23 protein-coding genes and 2 pseudogenes are annotated in these 25,296 nt (G+C 61.3%); 6 read left to right on the top strand and 19 right to left on the bottom strand.

Features of this window, described 5'->3' with window-relative positions:
- A pseudogene (locus QKE52_RS12005) lies at window positions 1-433 on the top strand (transposase); the annotation flags it as partial.
- Window positions 434-972: 539 nt separating this feature from the next.
- Here QKE52_RS12005 and QKE52_RS12000 read toward each other — a convergent pair.
- The 5 genes from QKE52_RS12000 to QKE52_RS11980 all read right to left on the bottom strand — a co-directional run bounded on the left by QKE52_RS12000 (window position 973) and on the right by QKE52_RS11980 (window position 5,399).
- The gene (locus QKE52_RS12000; RefSeq protein WP_070624761.1) at window positions 973-1,686 is read right to left on the bottom strand and encodes an ASCH domain-containing protein; all 714 of its coding nucleotides are present in this window, start codon (window positions 1,684-1,686) and stop codon (window positions 973-975) included.
- 251 nt (window positions 1,687-1,937) lie between these two features.
- Window positions 1,938-3,380 (bottom strand): mercury(II) reductase, encoded by a 1,443-nt coding sequence (gene merA, locus QKE52_RS11995; RefSeq protein WP_005532160.1) that lies wholly within the window; start codon window positions 3,378-3,380, stop codon window positions 1,938-1,940.
- 119 nt (window positions 3,381-3,499) lie between these two features.
- Window positions 3,500-4,048: a TlpA disulfide reductase family protein gene (locus QKE52_RS11990; RefSeq protein WP_014316113.1), complete on the bottom strand. Its 549-nt coding sequence runs from the start codon at window positions 4,046-4,048 to the stop codon at window positions 3,500-3,502.
- Window positions 4,045-5,010 (bottom strand): cytochrome c biogenesis protein CcdA, encoded by a 966-nt coding sequence (locus QKE52_RS11985; RefSeq protein WP_005532162.1) that lies wholly within the window; start codon window positions 5,008-5,010, stop codon window positions 4,045-4,047. Before QKE52_RS11985 ends, QKE52_RS11990 begins: the two co-directional genes overlap by 4 nt.
- Window positions 5,007-5,399, bottom strand: a complete 393-nt coding sequence (locus tag QKE52_RS11980; protein WP_070624764.1) for a hypothetical protein — start codon at window positions 5,397-5,399, stop codon at window positions 5,007-5,009. The genes QKE52_RS11985 and QKE52_RS11980 overlap by 4 nt, the downstream gene beginning before the upstream one ends.
- Before the next feature lie 221 nt (window positions 5,400-5,620).
- Between QKE52_RS11980 and QKE52_RS11975 the strand changes: the two genes are divergently transcribed.
- On the top strand, window positions 5,621-6,010 hold the full coding sequence (locus tag QKE52_RS11975; protein ID WP_049361037.1) for a heavy metal-responsive transcriptional regulator: 390 nt from the start codon (window positions 5,621-5,623) through the stop codon (window positions 6,008-6,010).
- A 62-nt stretch (window positions 6,011-6,072) separates the two neighbouring features.
- On the opposite strand, the gene QKE52_RS11970 is transcribed toward QKE52_RS11975, so the two are convergent.
- From QKE52_RS11970 to QKE52_RS11950, 5 genes are all read right to left on the bottom strand, one after another.
- Complete coding sequence (locus QKE52_RS11970) at window positions 6,073-6,321, bottom strand: alkyl hydroperoxide reductase (protein WP_240504687.1); 249 nt, start codon at window positions 6,319-6,321, stop codon at window positions 6,073-6,075.
- 244 nt (window positions 6,322-6,565) lie between these two features.
- On the bottom strand, window positions 6,566-6,880 hold the full coding sequence (locus QKE52_RS11965) for an NIPSNAP family protein (protein WP_174232238.1): 315 nt from the start codon (window positions 6,878-6,880) through the stop codon (window positions 6,566-6,568).
- A gap of 99 nt (window positions 6,881-6,979) precedes the next feature.
- Window positions 6,980-7,309 (bottom strand): multidrug efflux SMR transporter, encoded by a 330-nt coding sequence (locus QKE52_RS11960; protein ID WP_347948880.1) that lies wholly within the window; start codon window positions 7,307-7,309, stop codon window positions 6,980-6,982.
- Window positions 7,306-7,665 (bottom strand): SMR family transporter, encoded by a 360-nt coding sequence (locus tag QKE52_RS11955; RefSeq protein WP_048733039.1) that lies wholly within the window; start codon window positions 7,663-7,665, stop codon window positions 7,306-7,308. The genes QKE52_RS11960 and QKE52_RS11955 overlap by 4 nt, the downstream gene beginning before the upstream one ends.
- Window positions 7,662-8,207: a TetR/AcrR family transcriptional regulator gene (locus QKE52_RS11950; RefSeq protein ID WP_034666346.1), complete on the bottom strand. Its 546-nt coding sequence runs from the start codon at window positions 8,205-8,207 to the stop codon at window positions 7,662-7,664. The genes QKE52_RS11955 and QKE52_RS11950 overlap by 4 nt, the downstream gene beginning before the upstream one ends.
- 197 nt (window positions 8,208-8,404) lie before the next feature.
- Between QKE52_RS11950 and QKE52_RS11945 the strand changes: the two are divergent.
- A pseudogene (locus QKE52_RS11945) lies at window positions 8,405-9,157 on the top strand (IS3 family transposase); the annotation flags it as partial.
- Window positions 9,158-9,973: 816 nt separating this feature from the next.
- On the opposite strand, the gene QKE52_RS11940 reads toward QKE52_RS11945, so the two are convergent.
- Both QKE52_RS11940 and QKE52_RS11935 read right to left on the bottom strand, forming a co-directional pair.
- The gene (locus tag QKE52_RS11940) at window positions 9,974-12,160 is read right to left on the bottom strand and encodes a 3-hydroxyacyl-CoA dehydrogenase/enoyl-CoA hydratase family protein (protein WP_070708202.1); all 2,187 of its coding nucleotides are present in this window, start codon (window positions 12,158-12,160) and stop codon (window positions 9,974-9,976) included.
- On the bottom strand, window positions 12,161-13,321 hold the full coding sequence (locus tag QKE52_RS11935; RefSeq protein WP_269948355.1) for an acetyl-CoA C-acyltransferase: 1,161 nt from the start codon (window positions 13,319-13,321) through the stop codon (window positions 12,161-12,163).
- A gap of 308 nt (window positions 13,322-13,629) precedes the next feature.
- Here QKE52_RS11935 and QKE52_RS11930 point away from each other — a divergent pair, with 308 nt between their 5' ends.
- Both QKE52_RS11930 and QKE52_RS11925 read left to right on the top strand, forming a co-directional pair.
- Window positions 13,630-14,793 carry an NRAMP family divalent metal transporter gene (locus tag QKE52_RS11930; RefSeq protein WP_347948883.1) on the top strand — a complete coding sequence of 388 codons (1,164 nt, stop codon included), beginning with the start codon at window positions 13,630-13,632 and terminating at the stop codon, window positions 14,791-14,793.
- Window positions 14,793-15,563, top strand: coding sequence for a putative hydro-lyase (locus QKE52_RS11925; protein ID WP_347948882.1), 771 nt, complete (start codon window positions 14,793-14,795; stop codon window positions 15,561-15,563). Before QKE52_RS11930 ends, QKE52_RS11925 begins: the two co-directional genes overlap by 1 nt.
- 447 nt (window positions 15,564-16,010) lie before the next feature.
- On the opposite strand, the gene QKE52_RS11920 is transcribed toward QKE52_RS11925, so the two are convergent.
- From QKE52_RS11920 to QKE52_RS11890, 7 genes are all read right to left on the bottom strand, one after another.
- On the bottom strand, window positions 16,011-16,610 hold the full coding sequence (locus QKE52_RS11920) for a GntR family transcriptional regulator (RefSeq protein ID WP_347948879.1): 600 nt from the start codon (window positions 16,608-16,610) through the stop codon (window positions 16,011-16,013).
- A 22-nt stretch (window positions 16,611-16,632) separates the two neighbouring features.
- Window positions 16,633-18,414: a biotin carboxylase N-terminal domain-containing protein gene (locus QKE52_RS11915; protein WP_347948878.1), complete on the bottom strand. Its 1,782-nt coding sequence runs from the start codon at window positions 18,412-18,414 to the stop codon at window positions 16,633-16,635.
- 24 nt (window positions 18,415-18,438) lie between these two features.
- A complete protein-coding gene (locus QKE52_RS11910) occupies window positions 18,439-19,986 on the bottom strand; it encodes a 5-oxoprolinase/urea amidolyase family protein (protein ID WP_347948877.1) in 1,548 nt (515 codons plus the stop codon).
- Window positions 19,986-20,747, bottom strand: coding sequence for a 5-oxoprolinase subunit PxpA (locus QKE52_RS11905; protein WP_347948876.1), 762 nt, complete (start codon window positions 20,745-20,747; stop codon window positions 19,986-19,988). The genes QKE52_RS11910 and QKE52_RS11905 overlap by 1 nt, the downstream gene beginning before the upstream one ends.
- A 194-nt stretch (window positions 20,748-20,941) precedes the next feature.
- Window positions 20,942-21,529, bottom strand: a complete 588-nt coding sequence (locus QKE52_RS11900; RefSeq protein WP_347948875.1) for a hypothetical protein — start codon at window positions 21,527-21,529, stop codon at window positions 20,942-20,944.
- A 266-nt stretch (window positions 21,530-21,795) separates the two neighbouring features.
- A complete protein-coding gene (locus QKE52_RS11895; RefSeq protein ID WP_070680362.1) occupies window positions 21,796-22,491 on the bottom strand; it encodes a hypothetical protein in 696 nt (231 codons plus the stop codon).
- Between the two features lie 246 nt (window positions 22,492-22,737).
- A complete protein-coding gene (locus QKE52_RS11890; RefSeq protein ID WP_102234515.1) occupies window positions 22,738-23,271 on the bottom strand; it encodes a hypothetical protein in 534 nt (177 codons plus the stop codon).
- A 414-nt stretch (window positions 23,272-23,685) separates the two neighbouring features.
- On the opposite strand from QKE52_RS11890, the gene QKE52_RS11885 reads away from it, so the two are divergent.
- The gene (locus tag QKE52_RS11885; RefSeq protein ID WP_049155877.1) at window positions 23,686-25,266 is read left to right on the top strand and encodes an ABC transporter substrate-binding protein; all 1,581 of its coding nucleotides are present in this window, start codon (window positions 23,686-23,688) and stop codon (window positions 25,264-25,266) included.
- The last annotated feature ends 30 nt before the right edge of the window (window positions 25,267-25,296 follow it).

Genomic DNA, 25,296 nt, shown 5'->3' with positions numbered 1-25,296 from the left:
GCTAAACGGCCCCGCGGAAGCGGCAACTTCACACGAGGCCAGCACCGATGACATGGCAGCTTTGCAAGGCATACCTCCCACCGATACCCCAACACTAACGGCATCGACGACACAATCAACAAACCATTGGGGCATCCCAGACCAGCTCTGCGTGAGCAAAGGTGGGGTTGTACGTGTGTGCGGCTTCGGTCTCTACATTGGTCTGAGGTTTAAAAACCGCAGGCTCTACACCACAGTCACAGCCGATAACGTTGCGGAGTTCTACACGGCCCATGACGGTGAATTCCTCTTCAGCGTGCCACTGCCGATCACATTGAGCCACAGGCCACCAGGTGGCCAGATCAACATCCACCTTGTCGAAGGAATGAAACACCGCCAACCACCGCGGATGAACCCGAAACTATCCAAACCCCGGCCCAAACGCAGGCCATAACCATAAAACGCTAGAAGTGTCCAAGAACTCCACGGACTCCGTGTCCAAAAAGACACCGGACTCCGTGTCCAAAAACCCTATGGACATAACACGTTTAGCCAAAGAAAAATGACCCCTAGAATCCGCCCCTTCCAGCCTTTCTTTGAGGCTGGCGGCTAAGTTAAGAAGTTCGACTGAATTATCTGCGGGACGCTGTTGAGACAGGTTCCGCTGTGCGGCGCGCACGAGCCTTGCAAGCCTTCCAGTGTCACGGGCCAGTGGGGAAGTGGAAGGCAGCTCCGCTTGTATTGCTTGCAGGTGTCCGGCTGCACTGTTGGCGGCGTCTAGTGCGTACTCGTAGTCTCCAGTATCCCCGTGCGCTCCAATAAACAAGGCGCACAGGTGCGTGTCCTAGGCTTTTGGTTAGTGAGCTGACACACAGAAAAAACAAGAAATTAGTCGTCGGTTTTGCAGATGTGAAGCACTCCCCTAAGTCACAAACTCTGGTGTAGTTTTACTGCTTCTACAAAAAGGGTAAGTGCGCTTTTAGATTGTTTGAATTACTGGTGGAGTTTGAACTCTACGAGGTCGACTTCGTCATCGGCAGCTAATCCGGGATAGTGAGTATCTAGCGCTTCCTGAAGCTCGGTGAGAGAACCAAAACCGTCATTTCTAGCTTGCTTTTCCGACAATTCACTTCGCTGGGTCGAGACAACGGACGTGACCTGTGCAGGAATGGTGACGACCTCTCCGGATTCTTTCTCGAAGACAATTTGGGCACTTCCTTCATGGAAAGGATCATCTACCCGGATGGTTTGTTGCTTTTCTCCGCTACGAATTGATTCCTCGTAGCCTTCCCACATGTAGATGCGCTGCTCTTGTTCCATATCTCGCCAGTTGAATGCGAAAGGCAAGAGTTCTTCTACGGTAAGTGCTTCAAGTCCATTGCTTCCGCGCACGATGCACCGAATGGACGGATCAACATCAAAAAGCACCTGGCGGCATTTACCGCAGGGAGGAATAACTTGACCAGTAGGTCCGTATACGGCGACTACTGCTTGGATTGGGTCCTCTGGATAACTAGCAGCATGGTTAGCTAAAGCCGAGACTTCCCCGCAAGGACCACCGAGGAAGTGGTGCGCGTTCAAACCGAGTACGTGTTTGCCTGATTTGGTGAGGAGTGCTGCGGCTACAGTGTGGTCTTCTCCGTCTTGAAAACGCTGTGCATGGGTGGTTGCTTTGGCTAGTAAATTTCGAAGTTCGTTGGTAATCACTCTTTAAGGGTAATAAATGCTAACGCGCTTTATCTATGCGAAGACAGAGATCGGGAACACCCCCCGGATCATTTTCAGACAGGGACGAAAATAAGCCATACCGAAGCCAGCGACTAGTTCCACTGCCACAAGGCAGAAGGAACGCAGATAAACATAGCCTGCCCCAGCATGGGGCTAGGAGTACGAATCCTGGGCTCCTTCAAGCGGAACTGCCAACAACGTAATGGGATTAGGCTGGGATCTGGCGCGGGTCAGGAGGCGCAGCAGGAGAGTTTGGAGACGTCGGTGGTGAAGGACTGTGCGGCGATTTTGATCCCTTCGGCCATGGTCAGGTATGGGCACCAGAGGTTCGCGACCTGGTCAACGGTCATGCCGGCCTCGAGGATGTAGACTCCGGCGGCGGCCAGGTCACCGGCCTCCTTGCCGACGGCGGTGATCCCCACAATCCGTCCGGTGTCGGCGTCGGCGACGATTTTGATGAAGCCGCGGGTGTCCCGGTTCACCAGTGCCCGGGGAACGTATTCCAGGGGCAGGACCCGGCATTCACACCGGATGCCCGCCTCGTTGGCTTCCTTGTCGGTCATGCCGACCGCGGCCAGTGACGGGCTGGTGAACGTCACGCGGGGCAGGTGCCGGTAGTCGACCTCGCGCCCGGCGTTGTTGAAGGCGTTCTCCACCATCAGGGTTCCGTGGGCGGACGCGACGTAGACGAATTCTCGGTGCCCGGTCACATCCCCTGCGGCCCAGATCCTGGGGTTGGAGCTGGCGAGTGTGCTCTCGACCAGGATCTGGCCGGTGTCGCCGGTCTTGACGCCGACGGCGTCCAGGTTCAGTCCGTCGGTGACGGCGCGTCGGCCGGTGGCTACCAGCAGCTTTGCGGCGCGGAATTCCTCCTGGCCCCCGGCGACCGTGGCGGTGACAAGGACCTCTGCGCCGGCGGGATCTGTGCGGACCGAAGTTACGGCTGCGCGGCGGACCACGCGGATGCCCTCGTCGGCGAAGACGCCCATCAGCGCACGGGAGGCTTCCGGTTCCTCGTGCGAGGCAAGCCTGGAGCGGACCAGCAAGGTCACTTTGGATCCGAGGCGGGCAAAAAGCTGCGCCTGCTCCAGGGCCACGTACCCGCCGCCGAAGACGATCAGGGACTCGGGCACCTCGTTCAGTTCCATGGCGGTGGTCGAGGTCAGGTAGTTGACTTCATCCAGTCCCGGCACCGGGGGTGCCCACGGGGTCGAACCGGTCGCGACCAGATAATGGGCGGCGGTCAGGGAGTCGCGGGTGCCGTCGGGTCCGGTGATTTCCAGGACCGGTTCCTCCGGGGTGCCGGCGAACACCGCGGTGCCCTGGCGCAGGTCCCATCCGTAGTCGGCGGCCAGATCCACGTATTTATCCGAGCGCATTCCCTCGACCAGGGAGCGTTTCCCGTCTATCAGTACACCCATGTCCACCGGGGCGGCGGAAGTGCTGATCCCGGGGAACCTTCCGGTCGCATCCACAGCGACATGCCGGGCTTCGGCGGCGGCCAGCAGGGCTTTGGAGGGAACGCACCCGGTGTTCACACAGGTCCCGCCCACCGTGGAGCGTTCGATCATCACGACCCGATTGCCCAGCTTGGTGGCCCGGATGGCGGCGGCGAAGGCGCCGCCTCCGGAACCGATCACGGCTAAATCAAAATCTGGTGCTGCCTCAGGCATTAGTCCTCCTTGGAGTCTCGAATGAACACCCCGGGGGCGTTCCTTTTTGCATGCTGTCCCCAGTCTGCACCTTCCCCTGCACGGGAAGGTCAAGAACGGGAGCGAAGAGATCGGTGTTGCTACGGAAGTGTTGTGTCAAGAAATTCCTTCAGGGCATCGGCCTTCATGGGCCGGGAATCGGCCCGGCCCAGGATGTCACCGTCAGGTGCGATGACGACGGTACTGTCCAGGGATGTGACCGCGTACTTTTGGGTGAGTTCCCCGGTCCGGTCGACAACGAAGGGGTATCCGGGTGTGCCGGCCATTTCGCGGAACTGGTCCACTTGGGTTTTTGTGGTCTCCGGCGTCACGTCCACGGCGACGAAGTCTGCCTTATCGGCATATTCCTGTTCCAGTTCCTTCATCGCTTCTGCCTGCGGAACGCAGGTATAGCACCAGCTCGCCATGAAATACAGCACTGTCGGGCGGGTGGAAGGGACGGTGAGGGCCTTGCCGTCCACAGATGTGATCTCGATCCTGTCCACGTTGTTTGCGCCCGCTGGCCCGGCGGCGGGAGCGGTTTCGCTCCCGCGGTTCAACGCAGTGAGGGCCAGGACCAGGATGAGGGCCGCGGCCGCTACGACGGCAGTAATGGTGAAGATCCGCCGGTGGTTTCTGGTCGTTGTCATGGGTTTCCTTTCTGGTTGGTGCGCCCTGGCGCCGTGTCGGGAAGAAGATGTTCCGGGCCGCAGCACGCTTCGGTGCTGTCGCTGCTCTCAGCCCCATCCGTGATTGCGCTGTTGTCCTGTGCCTTGCTTTTACTGCGGCGCCGCAGGGCCAGGGCCGCGGCGGCGAGGACGGCGGCCACCGCGGTGAGGGTGATGATGGGCCAGTTGCCCGAGATGAAACCGGACAGCGCCACGCTGGCTTCGGTGACCGTCCCGCCCATGATCTCCCCGGCCTGCCCGCCGGACAGGGCCGGAACCCAGTAGAGCAACAGGTAGATCCCTGCGAGGATAAGCGCGGCTCCGCCGAGACGATTAACAAACGGCAGGATCCTTCGGACGTGGCGTGCCAGGACGTCCCGCGCTACCGCTGCACCGAGGGACAGAAGGACCAGCACCACCGAGGAGCCCAAGGCGTAGGCGGCGAAGACCGCCAGCAGCCCGGCCAGGCTCCCGGTGGACACAGCCTGGGCGACAACAGCCAGCAGCAGGGCCAGGCTGCAAGAGAGCGCAGCCACCGCATAGGCCACCCCGTAGCCAAAGACCGCCCTGAGGCCCGAACTGGTCCCGTCCGTCTTCAGAATCCGGGGCAGGTTCAACCTCGCCCCGGGCAGCTGCCATCCGAACACCATGCCAAGGCCGGCAACCACAATAACCGCTCCGATCAGCGCCGCCGCCCAGGGAAGCGCCGACGCCACCGACCGCAGGCCTACAGCGGCGAGCAGGCCGGCCGTAACAAAGACAGTGGCGAAACCGGCGCTGAGGGCAACCCCGGCCTGAAGACCTGCAAGCAACGGCCGCTTCCGTCCCGCACCGGGGCCTGAACCAATGAAATACGCCAGATAGGTTGGCAGCATCGCAAACCCGCATGGATTCACCGTGGCAAGCATTCCGGTCAGAAAGGCCAGACCCAAAACACCCGTCATCCCTGTGACCCCGCATCCTCAGAAGCACCGGCCCGGGACTGCCCGGACCGCTCCTGCTCCGACGATGAATGAGGTGTTGGAGTAGAACCCGCGGACAGGCTGGCCCCCGGGCGGGAACGGGCGCAACAATCCGTCCCCGGGCTGCCCCGACGCTGCGCCCGCAGGAGCAGGGCCCCCGCGGCAAGGGCTGCGGCGGCAAGGGCTGCGGCGGCAATGAACCAGAGGTTGCCGGCCATTGCGCGGGCCGCGGCGAAAACACCGGCTGCAGCCGTCAGAACGGGTACCCCGCAGCACACCAGCGCCACCATCACAACACCAAGGAAGGACAGCAGAGTGCCTGCCGCAAGCACCAGGCCAGAGCGCTTCCGGCCCTTCACTTTTATTGACATGATCATCCCTTCATATGTCCGGCTCGTGTCCGGAACCCCGACAGGGGACCCCAACACGAAACCGGACGGCCAGTAGTACGTCACACCCCATTATCAACCTTCCACTAAGGGGGAAGGTCAAGCTGGCGACGGGACCTGTTGGTTTGCGGGTGCCGATGCGGAACGTTCCAGTACGATGGAAGGGTCATATGCGATTTTTTGGAACGAGATGAGGACCCGAAATGCGAATCGGTGAAGTTGCTGATGCTGCCGGTATAACAACCAAGACGATCAGGTTCTATGAGGACCGGGGCCTGCTCCCACCGGCTGAGCGCTCGGCCAACGGCTATCGTGACTACACCCACGACACCCTCAGCCGCCTCGAATTCATTCGCCGCAGCCAAATCGCCGGGCTGACCCTGGCGCAGATCCAGGACATTCTGCGGATCCGCGATAGCGGTTTGACGCCTTGCACCCACGTACGGGATGTCCTGGGGAAACAGTTGCAGGACCTGGACCGGAAAATCGCGGAGCTCACCGCGCTCCGGGTGACCGTGGCCGAACAATATGCAACCGCCGAGGTGGCCGACCCTCAGCGCTGCGATGCTGAACAAATCTGCAGTTACATCTGAGCCCGCCGCAGGCTAAGGGGCTTCACTGAGCCGGCTCCCGCCGCGGCCAGTACCGTCCGCAGTTACGCAGCACCCGGCTCCACGGCACGGAAGACCTCCGTGCCCGCGGCGTCCAGGATTACAGCGGTGCTTACCTGGTTTATCCGGTAGGCGGTGATGAGCCGCGTATCGGTATCAGAGGCAAAGGCCAGGGATGACGCCCCATTTCCGGCCAGGAATTCCCTGATTTCATCGGCCGTCTCGTAGGACGCGATGTCCACCGCGACATAGTTCACGGCAGCAGGAGAGCTTCGCTGGACCTTGGCAAGCACCCGGGCTCCCGGCTCGAGGGTCAATCCCCATGGTGATGCCGTGGCCCGGCGAGTGAGCGAGGTCAGGCCGGTTGGCGGCGGCTTTCGGTGGGAATGATCTGGGGTAGGAACCGGACGTAGAGGATCATGCTCTGATTCTTATTCTCTCCGAGACAGATAACACTTGCAAAAGTTGATTACACCCATCTGTACGCGCTGACCTGCGGCGTTGTGGGTTGTGCCGAGCGTGCTGCCGGAGTCCCTTTCAGTGTCCCTGGGGTAGGAGCGGCCGCATGAAGGTGCGCTCGTACCGCAGGACGCACTCGGACTCGTCTCGAATCCGGTCAGCGGCGATGAAGTCCGAGTGGGTGCCGAACAAGGTGCGGTACTGCTCGTAGGCAGCCAGGCTGGGGAAGCTGAACAGGGATTCCGCACGGTCACTCACACCTTCCGCGGGTAGGTAGTACCCGTGGTGGGTGCCGCCGTGTTCGTCGACATGCCGCATCCAAGCGCGGGCGAACTGTTCAAAGGCTGCGATCTGGTCGGGGTCGATGGTGTAGTGGACGACACAGGTGATCACATCCACAACGCTAGGCCCACAGGCGCTCATTGGGGAGCCTTTGTCTGTGCGCCTCGTGGTGCAGCACACCAATCTGCCTGGTTTACCTGCGGAAATGCGTCAGTTCGCCAAGTTGGCGCCGAGTTCAACGGTGAGAACTCCGACGGCGATGAGGAGGATGCCGAGGGCCATGGTTCGGGTGAGGGGTTCGTGGAAGATGACCCGGGCGAGGATCGCGGTGAGAGCTACGCCGGATGCTGCCCAGATGCCGTAGGCGACGCCAAGGGCCATGCCGTCGGTCAAGGCGAGACTTAAGGCGACGAACGCCACGAGATACCCCGCGATGACGCCGATGAACCATTTCTTCACCCGGCCACCGTCGGAGGCTCGTAGCGACATGGTCGCGACGACTTCGGACAAGATGGCGCCTGCGAGGAAGATCCATCTCATGAGTTGACTCCTGCTTCCTGGGCTGCGGTTTGCTGAGCTTTCTGGGAGCCGAGTTCGACGGTGAGGACACCGCTGATGATCGCAACCATTCCAAGACCCATCACAGCGGTCAGAGGTTCACCGAAAATCGCGGCGGATAGCACGGCGGCGAGCACGACCCCGCTGGCTCCCCAGATGCCATAGGCGACGCCGATCTGCATTCCTTCGCGCAGGCAGAAGGTGAGGAAGACGAAAGTGCCGATGTATCCGGCAGCAACCACGATGTACCAGGATGGGTGATTGAGCGCCGCCTTGAGAGACAGCGTCGCCGCCACTTCGGTAGTGATGGCGCCAGCGAGCAGGAACCACTGCTTCATGGGGTTGTTCCTTCGATCAGGGAGCGAATGCTGGAGACGACGGCTTCGAGATCCGCGCCGTGGAGGGTGGACACACCTGTGGCCTGGGCGCCCCAGAGTCCGTCGGCGGCGAGTCGGGCGGTGGTCAGCCTGGCTCGGGTGGCGGCGTCGAGATCGTCCGGGAGTTCGAGCCAGCGGCCCATCCGCGTAGTCCACGGTTCGGTGAGTTCGGGCCGATACGTCGCTTGGCCCCAGATGATGAACTCGGCGCGCTTGGCGGCCCCGTGGGCGGCGACGTGAACGTAGCTCAGGAGCCGCTCGGTGGCGTTGGCGTTCTCGAGGGGCTTGCCAAGGGTGGCAGTCATGTCGTTCTCGACGTTGGCCGCAGCGTGGTCGACGATCGCGGCGAGCAGTACGTCGCGGTTGCGGAAGTGATATAGCAATCCCGGTTTGGTGAGCCCGGCCTCGTGGGCCACTGCGTCAAGGGTAATGTCGCCACCCTCCGCTGCGTTCATGACGCGGAGGGCAGCTTCCAGGATCTCGGAGCGCTGACTGGTTCGCATATAGCTAACTTTACCATTTGGTAGGTGAAGCCTTCAACTGCGGGCGCTGGTAGGGGCACCTGGGGTACACCCTATTGTTACGCCGGTATGCGGCAGAATGTTTCCTGTAAAATAGGGCCGTTCCTAGCATTGTTTTACACGTGTCTAGCGGGGTCTAGGTCTTATGTCTACAGAAAAGTGGTGAGTGTGATGTTGCCGTCGGATTGACACGAATCAAGGCCATCTTCGATGATGAGCACGGGCTTTATGGTGCTAAACGCATCGCTGCAAGCCTCAACGACGATACGGACTTTCCTCCGATCAATCACAAGAAGGTCGCACGCATCATGAAATCCATGGGCCTGAAAGGCTTTACTAAACGGCGTCGGTGCATCACCACCAGGCGCAAGCCTGGCCACCGCGTCATGCCAGATTTAGTAGGCCGCAAATTCACCGCTGATAAGCCGAACCAGGTCTATGTAGGCGATATCACCTACCTGCCGTGTAAGGGAGGCAAGAACATGTACCTTGCCACAGTCATCGACGTCTACTCGCGCAAACTCGTCGGACATGCACTCGCCGATCACATGCGGGTATCGCTGGTTATCGAGGCTTTGTCTCATGCCAGGAAAGTCCGCGGAAGCCTTAAAGGGGCAATTTTCCATTCCGACCACGGTAGTGTGTACACCTCACAGGCATTTAGGGACCACTGCGCCCAACTTGGTGTACGCCAATCCATGGGCGCAGTGGGTACAAGTGCCGATAATGCCCTAGCAGAATCGTTTAACGCCACCTTAAAGCGTGAAGTTCTGCGTGATCGGAAAGTCTTTGACAATCCCATCGTCTGCCGTCAGGAAGTCTTCCGGTGGTGCATGCGCTACAACACGCGCAGACGGCACTACTGGTGCAACCTTCTAGCCCCTGATGCCTTCGAAGCGCTCACATCAGCTACACTGACCCAAGCAGCATAGCTAACCCCCGACGTGTCTACTTTCCGGGGTCAGGCCCTGCCGCTGGTCAGCACACGCACATGCAAAGAGCATCCCTGAATACGGCAACAAAGCAACGAAAATGGTGACTTTCACCCCGGTGTGCTTGAAGGGTCGTACAGGCGCATTTTCGTACCTGCCCAATCCACCTGCATCGTATGCCCTGGTGCATGGGTGATCCGGGCGGTCAGCCCGGCCGCGTCGACATGGGAGGCAACCAGTTGGCGGAACCGGTCGTAGCTGTAGTGACGCTGGCCCGGCTGGGCCAGCGTTGTGGTGTAGCGAGCCCACAATACTTACAATGTTAGCTTCACACGTCTTGTGCGTGCTTTGACGACCGCGTCAAAGTCAATCGGGACGAACGTGCCTTGCCCGCTACTGCGCTTATCTACGAAAATCGCGTCCAACTCGTTATTGATGGGCATGTGAAATATGACGGAATCACCTACGGCAAACCGGTGGATGAGGTCATCCGGGCGGAGCGGCAGCGTGAAAAGCACATCCAGAATCTAGGCTTTGTTGTCTTGCCGTATTCCCCGAGCGAATTGCTTTATGAAAGACCACGAGTGGTCAGTGAGGTGCGGGCAGCGCTCAAGGCTGTGAGGTCGCACCGTAGCGCATAGTGGTGGGGTGGAAAGCGAGCCTCATCAAGCACCGCCGAGTTTAGATGGTCCTTCTACTTTGGTTTCTTAGTGCTGATAAGGGACCATCTCCACACCAAAACCCCATACAAATGGTCCCTTTGCTGAGTAAAGGGGACCAGAGTAAGGGGACCATTTGCGATGAGGGTGGCGCAGGCTAGTTGTTGAGCGGCTTGCGGGTCGCGGCCATGTGCTTGGCGCGCTCCACGTTGGCGGGCAGGAGGACCAGCGGTACGTCGTACTCCACCTCGCGGTCGCAGAACTCGGTGAAGCTCAGCGAGCCGGAGCCGGTGTACATCTCGGCGAGCTTGGCCACGATGACGTGGTCATTCTCGGTGGTGCCCTCGATAGGCCAATCGCGGTCGAGGGCGGGGGAGCCGGAGTACATCTCAATCTCCTCATCGGCCGGCGGGGTGTAGGAGCCGGCCAGGGTGGCGGCCTCCTCCATAGCGCGGGCGAGGACGTGGTCGTAGGACATGAGCACGACATCATCCGAGGACAAAAAGCCAGCCTTCTGTGCCTCGAAAGCAGACGAGAAGTTGCGGGCGGACGCGATGAAATCGAAGGCCTTCTGGTGATAGTCTTCGACACCGGCCGCCTTGAGGCGCTCCAGCGAGGAGATGGTGCCGGTCCAGCCGGGGTAGAGGCCCACGGTGCGCTCCGGGAAGCCAAGGCGGGTATCGGCGTGGGCCACGATGCGGTCGCAGGCCAGAGCGGTTTCGAAGCCGCCGCCCAGAGCGACGCCACGCACAGCGGCCACGACCGGAACCGGGGCGAACTTAAGGGCGCGTAGGGTGGTCGAGCCGTCCGAAAGGAGGGATTCGACGAGCGAGGCATCGCCGGACTCACCAGCGGAAGCGATGGAAGCGAGGTCTGCGCCCGCGCAGAAAACCGGCTTGTCATTACCAATAACCAGCGCGACGAGGTTCTCCGAGGTCACGGCGCCCAGAGCGGCACGGATGACTTCGAGGGCGGGCGTTGGCAGGGAGTTCATCGGGGTGTGTAGGTCGATGATGCCGATGCGGCCAGCCGGGGTGGAGACCGCGTGGACAGCGCCCGCCTCCTGAGACACGATGGTCTCCGCATCCAGAGAAGCCAGGGTGACAACACCCTCGCGCGGCGCGAGTTCCTGACGTTCTCCCTGAGAAGAGAGCACCGAGCCCTTGCCGTAAAAACCGCCCGCCGAAGCCGCGGCGGAGACCAAGGCCGGGACGTTGGAGCCGTAGGCGGAGGCGACCCAGTCGATGCCGATGGCGTCGGCAAGCGCGAAGATGCCCTTCTTCCAGCCGAAACCAAGAGTAAGGCCCTCGTCGATGAGGCCCACGTGGTCCGCAATGTCAGGTGCGACCTCGCAGCAGTACGCCAGCGTGCCGAGGAAGACGGCGCGGGCAAAACGGCCGCCCGGCGAATCGGTCTCCATGACCTCGCGCGGATCTTTGAGTCCCACGACAGGATCGGTGGGCTGAGTGCGGGGTACGTATTCGTAGGAGGCGTTGATGACCTCGTCACGGCCGCGGTAAAAGCCGCCGTCACCGGTGCGGCCGGTGAGCCCTCGAGAAACGAGACCTTCGATAAAGGAGTCATCGCCGAGGGGGACGTCAAGAAGCGGATCGCCCGCCGGCAGGGCCGTCTCCAAAGACTTCCAAATCGGCTTGACCAGCTGGAGGCCGATGTAATCGAGCAGCCCGAAAATACCGGTGCGCGGAATGCCGAAGGCACGGCCGAAGGAGGCGTCGGCAAGCTCGTAGCTCACGTCGAACTCGCGGGCGCGTGCCACACCGGCGGCCATCCAGTAGCAGCCCACGCGGTTGGCAATGAAACCCGGGGTGTCGCGGCATTCGAGCGCAATCTTGCCCAGGGTTTGCTCGATGGTCGTGCGCAGAGCGGCCTCCGTGGAGCCGGAAGCGATGAGCTCCACTAGACGCATGACCTTCGGCGGGTTGAAGAAGTGCGTGATAGCGAACTTCTCGCGGCGGGCCTCCGGCACGCCCTCCAGGAGGGAGGCCAGCGGCAGGGTCGAGGTGTTCGAACTCAACAGAGCATCCGCAGACAAATAAGGCTCGATGGCCTCGTAGAGCGAGTGCTTGGCGCCGAGGTCCTCGAAGATGGCCTCGATGACCCACTCGCGGTCCTCCAACAGCGCGTAGTCATCGCTGGCGCGCACGCGCTCGGCGAACTCTGGCAGGTGGAAGCCTTTGCGCTTGAGCTGGACATCGACGCCCTTTTGAGCGCCCTCCACATTCTGGTCAAGCAAGACCACGTCCATGCCTGCGGACGCGCAGAGTGCTGCGATGCCAGAACCCATAGAACCTGCGCCGATAACGGCTACCTTGGTGATGCTCATTTACTTCGCTCCATTCTCAATAATCATGGCGATTCCCTGACCGCCGCCGATGCACATGGTGACCAAGCCATAGCGCTTGCCCTGGTGGCGCAGCGCATAAGCCAGCTTGGTCAGCAGGATGACGCCCGTCGCACCAACCGGGTGGCCATGCGCGACGGCGCCACCGTAGACGTTCGTCTTGGCCGGGTCGAAGCCCAGCTGGTCCTGCACAGCAATGGCTTGGGCGGCGAAGGCCTCGTTGGATTCGATAAGGTCGATATCCGCCAAGCTCAGGCCTGCCTTCTCCAGGGCCTTCGGGACGGCGGCGATGGGGCCAATACCCATGCGCGTCGGGTCTACGCCCGCGATGGACCAAGACACAATCTTCGCCAGCGGGTCAAGGCCGCGCTTGTCCACCTCGTCGGCGGTGGCCAGCACGGCGGCCGCCGCACCATCGTTGATGCCGGAGGCGTTGCCGGCGGTTACGGTTCCGTTCTTAACAAAAACCGGCTTGAGCTTCGCCAGCTTCTCGACGTCCGTCTCCCGCACCGCCTCATCAAAGTCCAGCTCGCCGACCGGGACGATTTCTTCCGCGTGGACGCCTTCCGTGCGAGCCTTGGCGGCGCGCTCCTGGGACTCGGCGGCGAACTTGTCCTGGCGCTCGCGGGAGATGTTGTTATCGGAGGCAACGTTCTCCGCCGTCACGCCCATGTGGCCGGTGCCGAAGGGACAGGAGAGCGCACCGGTCAGCCAGTCGTAGAGTTTGCCGTCGCCCATGCGCTTGCCAAAGCGTGCGCCTTCGACGGAATAGGGCGCGTTGCTCATGGATTCCGCCCCGACGGCTAACGCTAGAGAGCCGTCGCCAGACTGCAGGAGTTGCGCCGCACTGATGACGGCCTGGACACCGGAGCCGCACAGGCGGTTGACGCCCATGGCGGTGGAGGAGTCTGGCATGCCCACGTTCTTGGCAATGGCACGTGAGAGGTAGAGGTCCTTCGGCACGACCGGCATGACGTTGGAGGCCACGGCGGTATCGAGGTCTGCGCCTGAAAGCCCCGAACGCTCAATAGCTACTTCGGCTGCAAGGGAGCCAAGTTCGGTGAGGGAGAGGCGCGCGAGGCTGCCGCCAAATTTGCCGATGGGCAGGCGTGCAGCCCCGGCGATGTAGATGTCCTGGGGCATGGATTCCTCCGTTGATGAATACGAATGATGATTAGTTAACTTAGTATCCTAGGTCACCTTTTGGAGGTGTGCAACGGTGTGCGGTCAGGGTGTGCGGGCCGCTGCAATTTTGGCAAGGGTGTAACGTGCGCCACCCCCGCGCTGTTTACAGATTGTTCAACAACCCCTATGCTTTCACCAACGTTTAATGCGACCTTCGTCACGAAAGGTGCCCAACAATGAGCTTGGAACCCACCAACCCCTCCGCTTCCCGGGAAGCCGCCCACAACGCGCCGACAGAGGTGCAGCCTCCCAAGGGCATTGGTGCCATGGCCGGTGCCATGTTCCTCATGGCCACCTCCGCCATCGGCCCGGGCTTCTTGACCCAAACCTCCGTCTTCACCGTGCAGATGGGCGCGGCCTTCGCTTTCGCGATTGCGCTGTCGATCATCGTGGACATCGCCATTCAGCTGAACGTGTGGCGCATCCTCGCTATCTCCGGCATGCGTGCCAACGAGCTGGGCAACACCGTTCTGCCCGGCCTCGGATGGTTCCTTGCCATCCTGGTCTTCATCGGCGGCATGGTCTTTAATATCGGCAATATCGCCGGCTCCGGCTTGGGCCTGAACGCCATGCTCGGCATTGATGCCCGCATCGGTGGCCTCATCGCTTCCGCCATCGCCATCTTCATCTTCCTGTCCAAGCGCGCAGGCGTCGCGCTCGACCGCATCGTCGCTGCGCTGGGCGCCATCATGATTCTGCTCATGCTCTACGTGGCGATTGTCTCCCAGCCGCCGGTGGGCGAGGCCCTGAAGAACACCGTCATGCCGGAGAGTATCGACTTCTTCGTCATCACCACCCTCATCGGTGGCACAGTGGGCGGCTACATTACGTTTGCCGGCGCGCACCGCCTCATCGACTCGGGCCTGTCTGGCCCGGAAAATGTCGGCGCGATTACGAAGACCTCCGTGCTTGGCATCATTGTCACCGGCATCATGCGCGTGTTGCTCTTCCTCGCGGTCCTGGGCGTTGTGTCTACTGGTGTTGCGCTCTCTGAAGACAATACGGCCGCCGATGCTTTCCGCCACGCCGCCGGCGAATTTGGCCTCCGCGCCTTCGGCGTCGTCCTCTTCGCCGCCGGACTGTCTTCCGTCATCGGTGCCTCCTACACCTCTATTACCTTCGTGACCACCCAGAAGATCAACCCTCGCACCCGCAACTTCCTCACCGTCGGATTCATCGTTGTCTGCGCGATCCTCTTCGCTATCCTCAACTCCGCACCGCAGAAGCTGCTCATCTTCGCGGGTGCTTTCAACGGCATCATCCTGCCCATCGCTTTCGCCATGGTGATGTGGGTGGCCTTCAAGCGCCACGACCTCACCCACGGTGTCAAGCAGCCGATGTGGCTCCTCATCGCTGGCGTGCTAGCGCTCGTGCTGGAAATCTTCATCGGCATCAAGTCCATCTCGGGAATCGTTAACCTATGGGCATGATGCAGACTCCGTCAGAGGTGCGCGCCTTTGCCCGCGCACACGACATGACCACCACTGCCGGCCACGCTCGCGGCTTCATGCAGGCCAACCTCATCGCGCTGCCGAGCGAGTACGCCTTCGACTTCCTCCTCTTCGCTCAGCGCAATCCCAAGCCGTGCCCCATCGTCGGCGTGCTGGAGGCAGGGCAGTTCGCCTCGGAGCTCATCCCGGGCGGGGATATCCGCACCGACATCCCCGCCTACAATATTTACGAGGACGGCCAGCTCACGCAGACGCTTGACGACGCTTCCCCGTTCTACTCCGACGACATCGTCTCCTTCCTCATCGGTTGTTCCTTTACCTTTGAGAATGCGCTTGTGGAAAACGGCATTTCCATCGCCCATATTGACCAGGGCCGCAACGTGCCGATGTATCGCACCACGATTCCCTGCGCGCCGGCCGGCGTCTTTTCGGGGCCCATGGTGGTCTCCATGCGCCCGATTCCTGCGAGCCAGGTTTCCGATGCCGTCCGCATCACCTCCCGCTACCCAGGCGTCCATGGCGCCCCGGTTCACGTGGGTGACCCCGCCTCAATCGGTATCGAGGACCTATCTCAGCCTGATTTCGGCGAAGCTGTCGACATTCCCGAGGGCACCATCCCGGTCTTTTGGGCGTGCGGCGTGACCCCGCAGGCTATCGTGATGAACTCGCGGCCCAGCCTGGCGATCACGCATGCCCCGGGCAAGATGCTCGTCACCGACATCCCAGACCGCGATTTCCTCATCCCTTAGTTACTGCCGCAGCGGCTGGAGTGCTTTCGGGCCTCGTCATTCTGCTCCACGCCGCGGCACTACCTTCCGTGACTAGACGCCTCACACTAATCGCGGCGCACCGCCGACTACGGCGCCGAGTACGCTGCCGCGTGGCTCGTCACCAGATGGCATCTCACAAAAGGCATCCCGCAGATGGCATCCGCCAAAAGGTGTCTTTGGGGCTAAAAACGCCATGTGTGCAACCCAAAAGGCGTTTTTAGGCGTGAAAACGCCTTTTGACTGACGCCTTTTAGAAGATGCCATTTGCGAACTGCCCCCATGGCCGCTCATTAGCTGTTTGCGCAAGCGAAAACGGTCCCGCGGGCGAAAAGGCCCGTAAAGGCAGGGTAGGCCCGCGGGCGAAGCTGGATCCGCGGGCGAAGAAGTACCTGCAAACGCGGGCGGTTCTGTGCCGCGGAGGCGCGGTTAGAGGACCCGGAGAATCGATTCCATCGCGCGCATCAAGTCTGCGCGGCAGGCATCGGCGGCGGCCTCGCGCTCACCCTGCACGATGAGGTGGGCCAAGTCGATGTTGGCTTGCACGTGGTTATCGTGAATCTGCGGATAGCGCTCCAGTGTCAACAAGAAGGTCAAGCGCATGCGCGCCAGCAGGTGCGACATTGAGCGGTCCAGCGTCGGTGAGCCCAGACCAGCGACCAGCCTCTTGTGGAAGCGCTGATTGATGAGGGGGCGGGGAGCGTCGACAAGCACGGCGGATTCGGTCAGCCGCACCAGCTCGCCTGGGTCCTCGAAGGTGGCATAGCGCGCCGCGGCCGGCTCGATGGCGGCGCGCGCTAAATAAAGATCGCGCACGAAGTCGGCATCCGGGGTGGCAATGAAGACGCCCCTGTGCGGAATGCGCTCCACGATTCGCTCGGATGCGAGCATGGCGAAGGACTCCCGCAGGGTGTTGCGGGAGCATTCGAAGCGCTCGGCCGCGCGGACCTCACTGAGCTGCTGTCCGGGCATGTACTCGCCCTCGGAGATGGCGGCGCGAAGCGCGGAGGCGACGGAATCTGCAAGCATGCGACTTACAGTAGCCCGCCGCTTAAGAAATCGTGGCGATCACCGCGCCCGGTTCCAGCCTGGATCCCTCCTTCGCCACGCGGCTCAGCTTTCCGGCGGACGGGGCCTTGACCGCGGATTCCATCTTCATGGCCTCAATCGTGGCTATGGCCTGGCCTTCTTCGACCGTTTCGCCGTCTGCCACGTTCCACGCCACGAGGTTGGCCTCGTAAGGGCAGGTCACCTCGTTGCCGCTGGCGCTGGCACCGGAGGCCGCGCTTGCCGACGCCCCCTTCACCGGCCCCTGCGACAACATATCGGTGGGGAAGCCCACGCTGACCAGCTTGCCGTCGATTTCCAGTGCCACGCGGGTACGCTGCGCATAGATGGCCTCGACGGGGACCGTTGTGCTCGTGGCTTCCGCGGAGGGACGGTAGTTGTGGTCGAGCCAGTCGGTGTAGATGCCGGCCGCCGCATCCGCGTCGCCGTGGTCTACGAGGACCTGGGAAGAGACCATATCGCGGTGGAAGGGCAGTACGGTGCGCACACCCTCGATATCGAATTCCTGGAGGGCCTGCTGCGCGCGCTTCAGTGCGATCTCGCGGGTCGGGCCCCAGACCAGCAGCTTGGCCACGAGCGAGTCATAATAGGGCGGCACGATGGAACCGGAGCGCACACCCGAATCGACGCGGATGCCAGGACCCGTCGGCGGCTCAAAGCGCACGATGGTGCCGGGGCACGGAGCGAAGCCGTTGAGGATGTCCTCGGCGTTGATGCGGAACTCGAAGGCGTGGCCGTTCGACACAGGGTCCGATGCTGACGCATCGGACGAAGACGAGGACGAAGAAGCGGATACGAAGGAGAGGGGTTCGCCGGAGGCAATGCGGAACTGCTCGGCGATGATGTCCACGCCCGTAACCATTTCGGTCACCGGGTGCTCCACCTGCACGCGGGTGTTGACCTCGAGGAAGGAGATCGTGCCATCCTCGGAGACGATGTACTCGACGGTGCCAGCACCGGTGTAGCCGACCTTCGCGCAGATGGCGCGGGCGCCTTCGTGGATGCCGGTGCGCTGTTCGTCGCTAAGCGCAGGCGCCGGGGCCTCCTCGATGAGTTTCTGGAAGCGGCGCTGCGTGGAGCAATCGCGGGTGCCCAGCACGGCGACGTTGCCGTGCGTATCGGCTAGAATCTGCGCCTCCACGTGGCGCGGGTGGGTCAGGAACTTCTCCACGTAGCACTCCGCGCGGCCGAAGGCCTCCTTGGCTTCGCGGCCGGCGGAGTTGAAGGCCGCCTCGATGTCCTCGAGGTTCTCCACCACCTTCAGGCCGCGTCCGCCGCCGCCATAGGCAGCCTTAATAGCGATGGGCAGGCCGTGCTCCTCCGCGAAGGCGCGGGCTTCCTGCCAGTCATCGATGGGATCGGAGGTACCTGGTGCCAGCGGGGCGCCAACCTCCTCAGCCACGCGGCGCGCAGCAATCTTGTCACCGAGCAGCTCGATGGACTCCGGCGACGGGCCAATCCACGTCAGGCCGGCCTCCGCCACGGTGCGGGCAAAGTCGGCGTTCTCCGAGAGGAAGCCATAACCGGGGTGGATAGCGTCAGCGCCGGCGCGCACTGCGATATCGAGGAGCGCCGGGATGTTCATGTAGGTATCCGCCGCGGAGTTGCCGGGCAGGGCATAGGCTTCGTCGGCTACCTGGGTGTGCAGGGCGCCAGCATCGGCTTCGGAGTAAATGGCGATGGAGCGAATGCCTAAGTCACGCGCGGTGCGGGCGATGCGGACGGCGATCTCGCCGCGGTTAGCAATAAGGACTGCAGAAATCATGAGTGGGTGTTCCTTTACTAGTGTTTAAGCGAGTTCAAAGCGGACCGTCGCCCCCGGCGGGAGCTGTGCGGCGATATCAATATCTTCTTCAAGGACGGTGGCGATGACCGGGTAGCCGCCGGTCACGGCGTGATCGCGAAGGAAAATCACGGGTTCGCCACTCGGCGGGACCTGGACCGAACCGGCAACCATGCCCTCCGAGGGCAGCTCGCCCTCGCGGGCGCGGCTCAGTGCCACGGAGCCCTCCGGGCCGACTAGGCGCACGCCCACGCGGTTGGACTGTGCAGTAACAGTCCACTCTGTGGCCAGGAATGCCTCCAGACTTTCGGGAGTAAACCAGTCATCGCGCGGACCGAGCACGCAACGCAGCACACCTTCGGTCTGGCCGTGCGCGCCTTCGCGAACGCGCATCGGGTTGCTCAGCTGGGCATCGGTCATCGCGGTGGAGCGGGGGAGGACACCGATGACATCGCCCAGCCGCACCGGTGCAGGTCCCAGCCCAGAAAGCACGTCGGTGGAGGCCGAGCCCAGCTCTGCATCCGCCACGATGCCGCCGCGAATAGCAATGTAGCTGCGCAGGCCTACCGTCGCGGGATCCACGGTCACCGTCGAACCGGCGGTGACGAGCACCGGGCGCGCGAGGTGCACCGGCATATCGTCCAGCAGGACGCGGGATTGGGCGCCGGTGACGCACACGACGGCGTCGGTCAGCGCGCGCAGGCGAATGCCACCGATATTCTCCAGCACGGTGGCGCCGCGCGGGTTGCCCACCGCGACGTTGGCCGTGGCGGCCGCAGCCAAGTCAGCAGCACCCGAGGGCGTGACGCCCAAGTTGCCACGCCCGGGGCGGCCCTGATCCTGGAAGAGGGTGAGCAGGCCGGCGTCGAGGACTTCCAAGCGCGGCAGGCGTGCCGGGGTGCGACGGCCAAAAGGCGTGGTGGACACCACGTCCGGCAGCGAGCTCACCGCGCGGTAGCGCACGCGGTCACCGGGCTGGACCAGTGCCGGCGGGTGGGCATCGGATTCCCACATCGGGGTCGAGGTGGTGCCCAGCAGCTGCCAGCCACCGGGAGAAACCCTGGGGTAGACAGCGGAGAAGCCGCCGGCGATTCCGACGGCACCCGCCGGCACCGCGGTGCGCGGGGTGGCTCGGCGCTCGATGTTGAAATTCTGCGCTGGGTCAGCCGGGGTGCAATAGGTAAAGCCGGGCGCGAAGCCGCCAAAAGCCGCGAGCCACTCGGTGGACGTGTGCCAGTCAATGAGGCCCTCGCGCGACATGCCCATCAACTCGGCAGCCTCATCGAGGTCCTCGCCGTCATAGAGAACGTCGATCTCCACAAAGCGCGGATCCTCGCCCGCCTGCGCGGTGGGGTGGAAATCCTGCAGCTTCTCAGCGGCTGCGGCGGCGGAGTTCGGCGTGGCAAAGGTCAGTAGCAAGGTGGTGGCAGCAGCAATCGCGTCGACTTGATCCTTGAGCGGATTAGCGTCGAGAGCCGCGTGCCACGCCATGACCTGGGGCAAGTCCTCCAGCTCTATGAGCAGCGCGCGCGTTCCTACGGGGTGAATATGCATCAGATGGCGCTCCGAATCTCAATTCCGCGCGCCTGCAGCTCCTTGACCACACCGCGCAGCAGCTCTACCGCGCCGGGCGAATCACCGTGCGTACACACTGACTGGGCATCCACGTTGAGTACGGAGCCGTCGATGGCGGTAATAGAGCCGGTTTCGGCAACCTCGAGCACGCGCTTGACGACGTCCCCTTCATCACCCATTACCGCATTCGCCTCTCGCCGCGAGACGAGCGTTCCATCGGGGTTGTAGTTGCGGTCGGCGAAGGCTTCGCGGATGACGGTGAGTCCCTTCTTTTCGGCGATGTCGACGGCAATGCCGCCGGGTAGCAGCATGACGGGGAGATCTCCGAAGGCCTTAATGCCGTCGATAACTGCGTGGGCCTGGGCCTCGTGGTGGACGATGGTGTTGTACATCGCGCCGTGCGGCTTGACGTAGACCACGCGGGTTCCGTTGGCCTGGGCTAAGGCTTGGAGGGCACCGATTTGGTAGGTGACTTCGTCGGCAAGCTCGGCAGGTGCGTAATCGATGAAGCGGCGCCCGAATGCTGCTGGGTCGTTATAGCCAACGTGCGCGCCGACGGTAACTCCTGCTTCTGCGGCCGCCTTGAGCGTTCCCGCGATGGAGTGCGGATCGCCGGCGTGGAAGCCGGTGGCGACGTTGGCGGAGGAGACGAGCTGGAGCATCGCGGCGTCATCAGCCACGGGGTTACCGGCGGTGGTTTCGCCGAGGTCAGCGTTGAGGTCTATGTGCAGCGTGCTCATGACAGGAGGACACCTCTTCTATAGTTCTCGAATTGTTGAACAATCTATGGGTGCCTAGTGTAGTCCGCATCACGTCAGTTTGTGAAGTGTGTCCCGCAACTGCGTTGTGGGGGTAAGTGAAAGCGCCCCCGTGCCACGGGTGCTGTGGCGCGGAGACGCTGGTACTAGGTGCCTGTGCAACAGGCGTTAAAGACTTAGAGCTTCAGGGCGTTCTTGACGAACGGGAAGGCAGCTGCGATGACGGCGAGAACGCCGGCAACGATAGCAGCGATGCCGAGCGGGGTCGGCTTGTTGTCCTCGGAGGAGAGCTCATCCTTAACGGAGCTCTTCTTGTCCTTGTCCTTGTCCTTGTCTTCGGACGGGTTCTTGTCCTTATCCTTATCCTGCTCGTTCTTGTCCTTGTCTTCGTCCTCGACAGGTGCAGGATCCTGGCGCTCGCCGTCGACGATATCGTAGTCGACCTTGCCCGGGCCGCCCTGGGAAGCGCCCCAATCGCCGAGGTCGATCGATTCGGAGTCGCATACTGCTTCGCCGTCCTTGGCCATTTGGAAGACATCGAAGCGGCTCAACGTGAGCTCTGCATTGTCGGTGGCCTGCCAGGCGAACTCGCTCACCTTCTTGAAGGTGTGGTCCTTGCCGTCAATTTTGACGGTGAACTCAGCCTTCGGGGTACCGCAGTTGGTAGTGGTGGCAGCTTCCTCAGCAGAGGCGACGGTGGTGCCAGCGAATACGAGAGAGCCAGTCAGGGTTGCGGCGAGCAGGCCGCGGGAGAAGTTATTCATGTTGTCTCCAGTAGAGATGAAATAGAAGTGAAAAATAGTGAATCGGAAAGGTTTTAGAACCAATCAGATAACCGGTATCGGCTGAGGTAAGAGTGTAGGTCGCTCGTGCAGCGGATGTCGCAGCTTTGAATATAAATTTGACTATTTTTAATCTGCCCCTTAGCTAACGGGTGTTTTCCGGACATTGAAAACACCCCCAATCACTTGAACGAAGTGATTGGGGGTGACTAGTCAACGCCGAAGAAATGGCGTTTTAGTGCTTCAGGTTAGAACGGAAGCTTGATGCCCAGTGCGCGTGCAGCATTCGGGACGATTGCAGCCAGTGCGCCAAGGACGCCAATGACGATTGCTGCGATGCCCAGGTCGGTCGGCTTGCCGTCCTCGGAGGATAGTGCATCCTTGATGCCATCAAAGGAGCTCTTGTCCTTGTTTTTATCCTTGTCGCCCTCGGACTCGTCACCGTCGCCGTTTTCGGAGTCTTCGTCGTCGCCGTTGTCAGCGTCGTCGCCGCCGTCGCCGCCCTCAGACTCGTCGTCGTTGTCAGCGTCATCGTCGCCGCCCTCGGACTCGTCGTCGTTGTCGGCGTCATCGTCGCCACCGGTGTTGCCGTCTGACTCATCGTCGCCGTCGGTCTCGTCATTGTCGGAACCGCCGCCATCGTTGCCGGTGCCCCAGTCGTCGATATCGATAGATTCAGCATCGCATACGTCTTCGCCATCCTTAGCCAGGTCGAAGATATCGGCGCGGCTTAGCTCAACCTTTTCATCGTCGGTGGCCTGCCACAGGAATTCGCTGACCTTCTTGAAGGTGTGCTCCTTGCCATCAACGGTGGCAGTGAACTCGGCCTTCGGGGAGCCGCAGTTGGTGGTGGCAGCTTCCTCAGCAGAGGCGGCGGTGGCCCCAGCGAATGCGAGTGAACTGGTCAGGGTTGCGGCAAGCAGGCCGCGAGAGAAGTTAGACATAAGTACTCCGAGAATAGGTAGAAGGTGAAAGGGTGATGGAAAGTGGAATGAATCATTCCGTTAACCGGTATCGGTTGGGTTCGGAGTGTAACCCAGATCCCACGCGTGCGGCTGATGTAAGACGAAAAACCTTCGATTTTCGGGAGTACTCCCCATGAACACACAAAGGCACCCCCAATCCACGCGATGGTGGTGGGGGTGCCTGTGCGCTTAACGACGTCCCTTAGGACGTTCAAGCTTCAGTGATTAGAACGGAAGCTTGATGTTCAGAGCCTTAGCAGCGGCCGGAACGGCAGCAGCGATTGCGCCAAGGACGCCGAGGACGATGGCAGCGATGCCCAGATCGGTCGGCTTGCCTTCCTCGGAAGACAGCTTGGCCTTAATGTCGTCGAAGGAGCTCTTCTCCTTGTTGGTATCGCCCTTGCCTGGCTCCTTGTTGGTATCACCCTTGCCTGGCTGCTTGTCATTGCCCGGTTGCTTCTCGCCCTCGGTCTTGCCAGCGTTGTCGCCGGCCTCGCCCTCGGTCTTGCCAGCGTTGTCGCCGGCCTCGCCCTCGGTCTTGCCAGCGTTGTCGCCGGCCTCGCCCTCGGTCTTGCCAGCGTTGTCGCCCTCAGCCTCGCCGTTGACGGTGTCGTTGTTCTCGTTGGTGGTCAGTACGGCGTCAACGAGGTTGTCGCCGTTGAGCTCGGTGTTCTCCTCCGCGTTGGCGGCGGTGGCGCCAGCCAGTGCGAGGGAGCTCGCCAGAGCGGCAGCGGTGAGGTTGCGGGAAATGCGCTTCATATTATTTCTCCTGGGAATAGATCGGGGACGTCTTATGAAAGTGAAAAGCCGTCATCAGGCGATGTTCGTTATCGCTTACTGAATTCGACCTCCCACATGCTAACGAAGGCCGGAAAAGGATTGGTCAAACTGTGAAAGGTTATATGGGTATTCCATGACAGCTGCCAAGGGCTTATCAGCGCGCAATAATGTTTGCTGGCGCGGTTATGGCGCTACAAAAACGCGAAAAAGACTGTATGGCGGTGGTGCGGTCGGGGAGAAGGCGTGGGGTAGGTGCTGAGGATGTTGACAGGCGTTACACAGGGGATCTGTGAAAGTCTCCGGCGGCGGAGAGTGCATTTATTGAGTGAAGCGCAACATATCGCCGTATTGTTATGAGAGAATTCACACACGTGATATCCCTAAGGAGAACTCATGCAATGGACAAAAGTCGGCGCGAGCCTCGCCGCTGTTGTCGCAGCAGCTGGCCTGACCGCATGCGGAGGAGATGGATCCGGTGATGCGGCGGATGTTGATTTCATCAGTACCAACTCCACCGAACCCCAAAAGCCGCTCATTCCTGCAGATACCAGCGATGTGCCGGGTGCAACGCTCATCGACCTCATCTACTCGGGACTCGTGTACTTCGATGAGAACGGTGAGGTGCACAACGACCAAGCAGAGAGCATCGAGAAGACCGATGACGTGACGTACAAGGTCACGCTCAAGGAGGATGCGGTGTTCTCCGATGGCTCCCCGGTGCGTGCCCAGGACTACGTCGATACGTGGAACAACGCTGTAAAGAACAGCATGCTCTCTGCCTATTTCTTCGAGCCCATCAAGGGCTACGAGGAAGGAGCAGGGAGTATGGAAGGGCTCAAGGTTGTCGATGAGAAGACGTTCACCATTGAACTTGATGAGCCCACAGCGGATTTCGAGACTCGTTTGGGCTATTCCGTCTTTTTCCCCATGCACGAATCAGCCTTCGATGACATCGACGCCTATGGCCAAAACCCAGTGGGAAGTGGACCTTATAAGCTGCAGGAATGGAACCATAACCAGAATGCGATCCTCGTTCCCAACGAGAAGTATGAAGGTGACCGCAAGGCGCAGAACGATGGTCTGAACTTCGTTTTCTATGCCGACGCCAGTGCGGCCTATGCTGACTTGCTTTCGGGGAACCTGGATGTTTTGGACTCGGTTCCGTCCTCGGCCATGGCCAACTTTGAAACTGATCTCGGCGAGCGCGCAGTGAACGAGCCTGCTGCAATTTTCCAGTCCATTACTATCCCCGCCGGGGATGAGAACTTTAGTGGGGAGGCGGGGGCGTTGCGTCGACAAGCACTGTCCATGGCCATTGACCGCGAGGAGATTACCCAGACCATTTTCCAAGGGACGAACACTCCGGCGGTGGATTTCACATCGCCTGTGCTTAACGACGGTGCCACAGACATCCCTGGCAACGAGGTCCTGACCTATAACCCGGACAAGGCGCGCGAGCTGTGGGCCAAGGCGGAGGAGATGAAGCCATTCAAGGGGCCGTTCACCGTGGCGTACAATTCCGACGGTAGTCACAAGGAGTGGGTCGATGCTGTCGTGAACTTCATTCGAAACACCCTTGACATTGATGCGCAGCCAGCGCCGTATCCGGATTTCAAATCGCTGCGCGATGAGGTCACGAACAAGACGATCGAGGGTGCGTTCCGCACCGGCTGGCAGTCGGTATACCCGTCGCCGTCGAGCTTCTTGGAGCCGCTGTATGCCACAGGTGCTGCGACTAACGACGCCGACTATTCCAACCCCGAGTTTGATTCGCTTCTGCAGAAAGCGGCGGCGGCAGCCAACGAAGAGGAGAGCGTTGAGCGGGTCAACGATGCCCAAGCGGTACTCATGAAGGACCTTCCAGCAATCCCGCTGTGGTACACCAACTCCACTGGTGGCTACTCCGAGCGTGTCGATGATGTGATCTTTACGTGGAAGTCGAAGCCGCTGTATTACAAGGTGACTCTGAAGTAGATCGATACACGTCCTGCTACGTGAAAAGCG

Origin of the sequence: Corynebacterium sp. c25Ua_47 (genome assembly GCF_039907205.1) — a bacterium.
GTDB classification, from domain to species: Bacteria; Actinomycetota; Actinomycetes; order Mycobacteriales; family Mycobacteriaceae; genus Corynebacterium; species Corynebacterium hiratae.
This window is presented reverse-complemented; position numbering and strand designations above follow the sequence as displayed.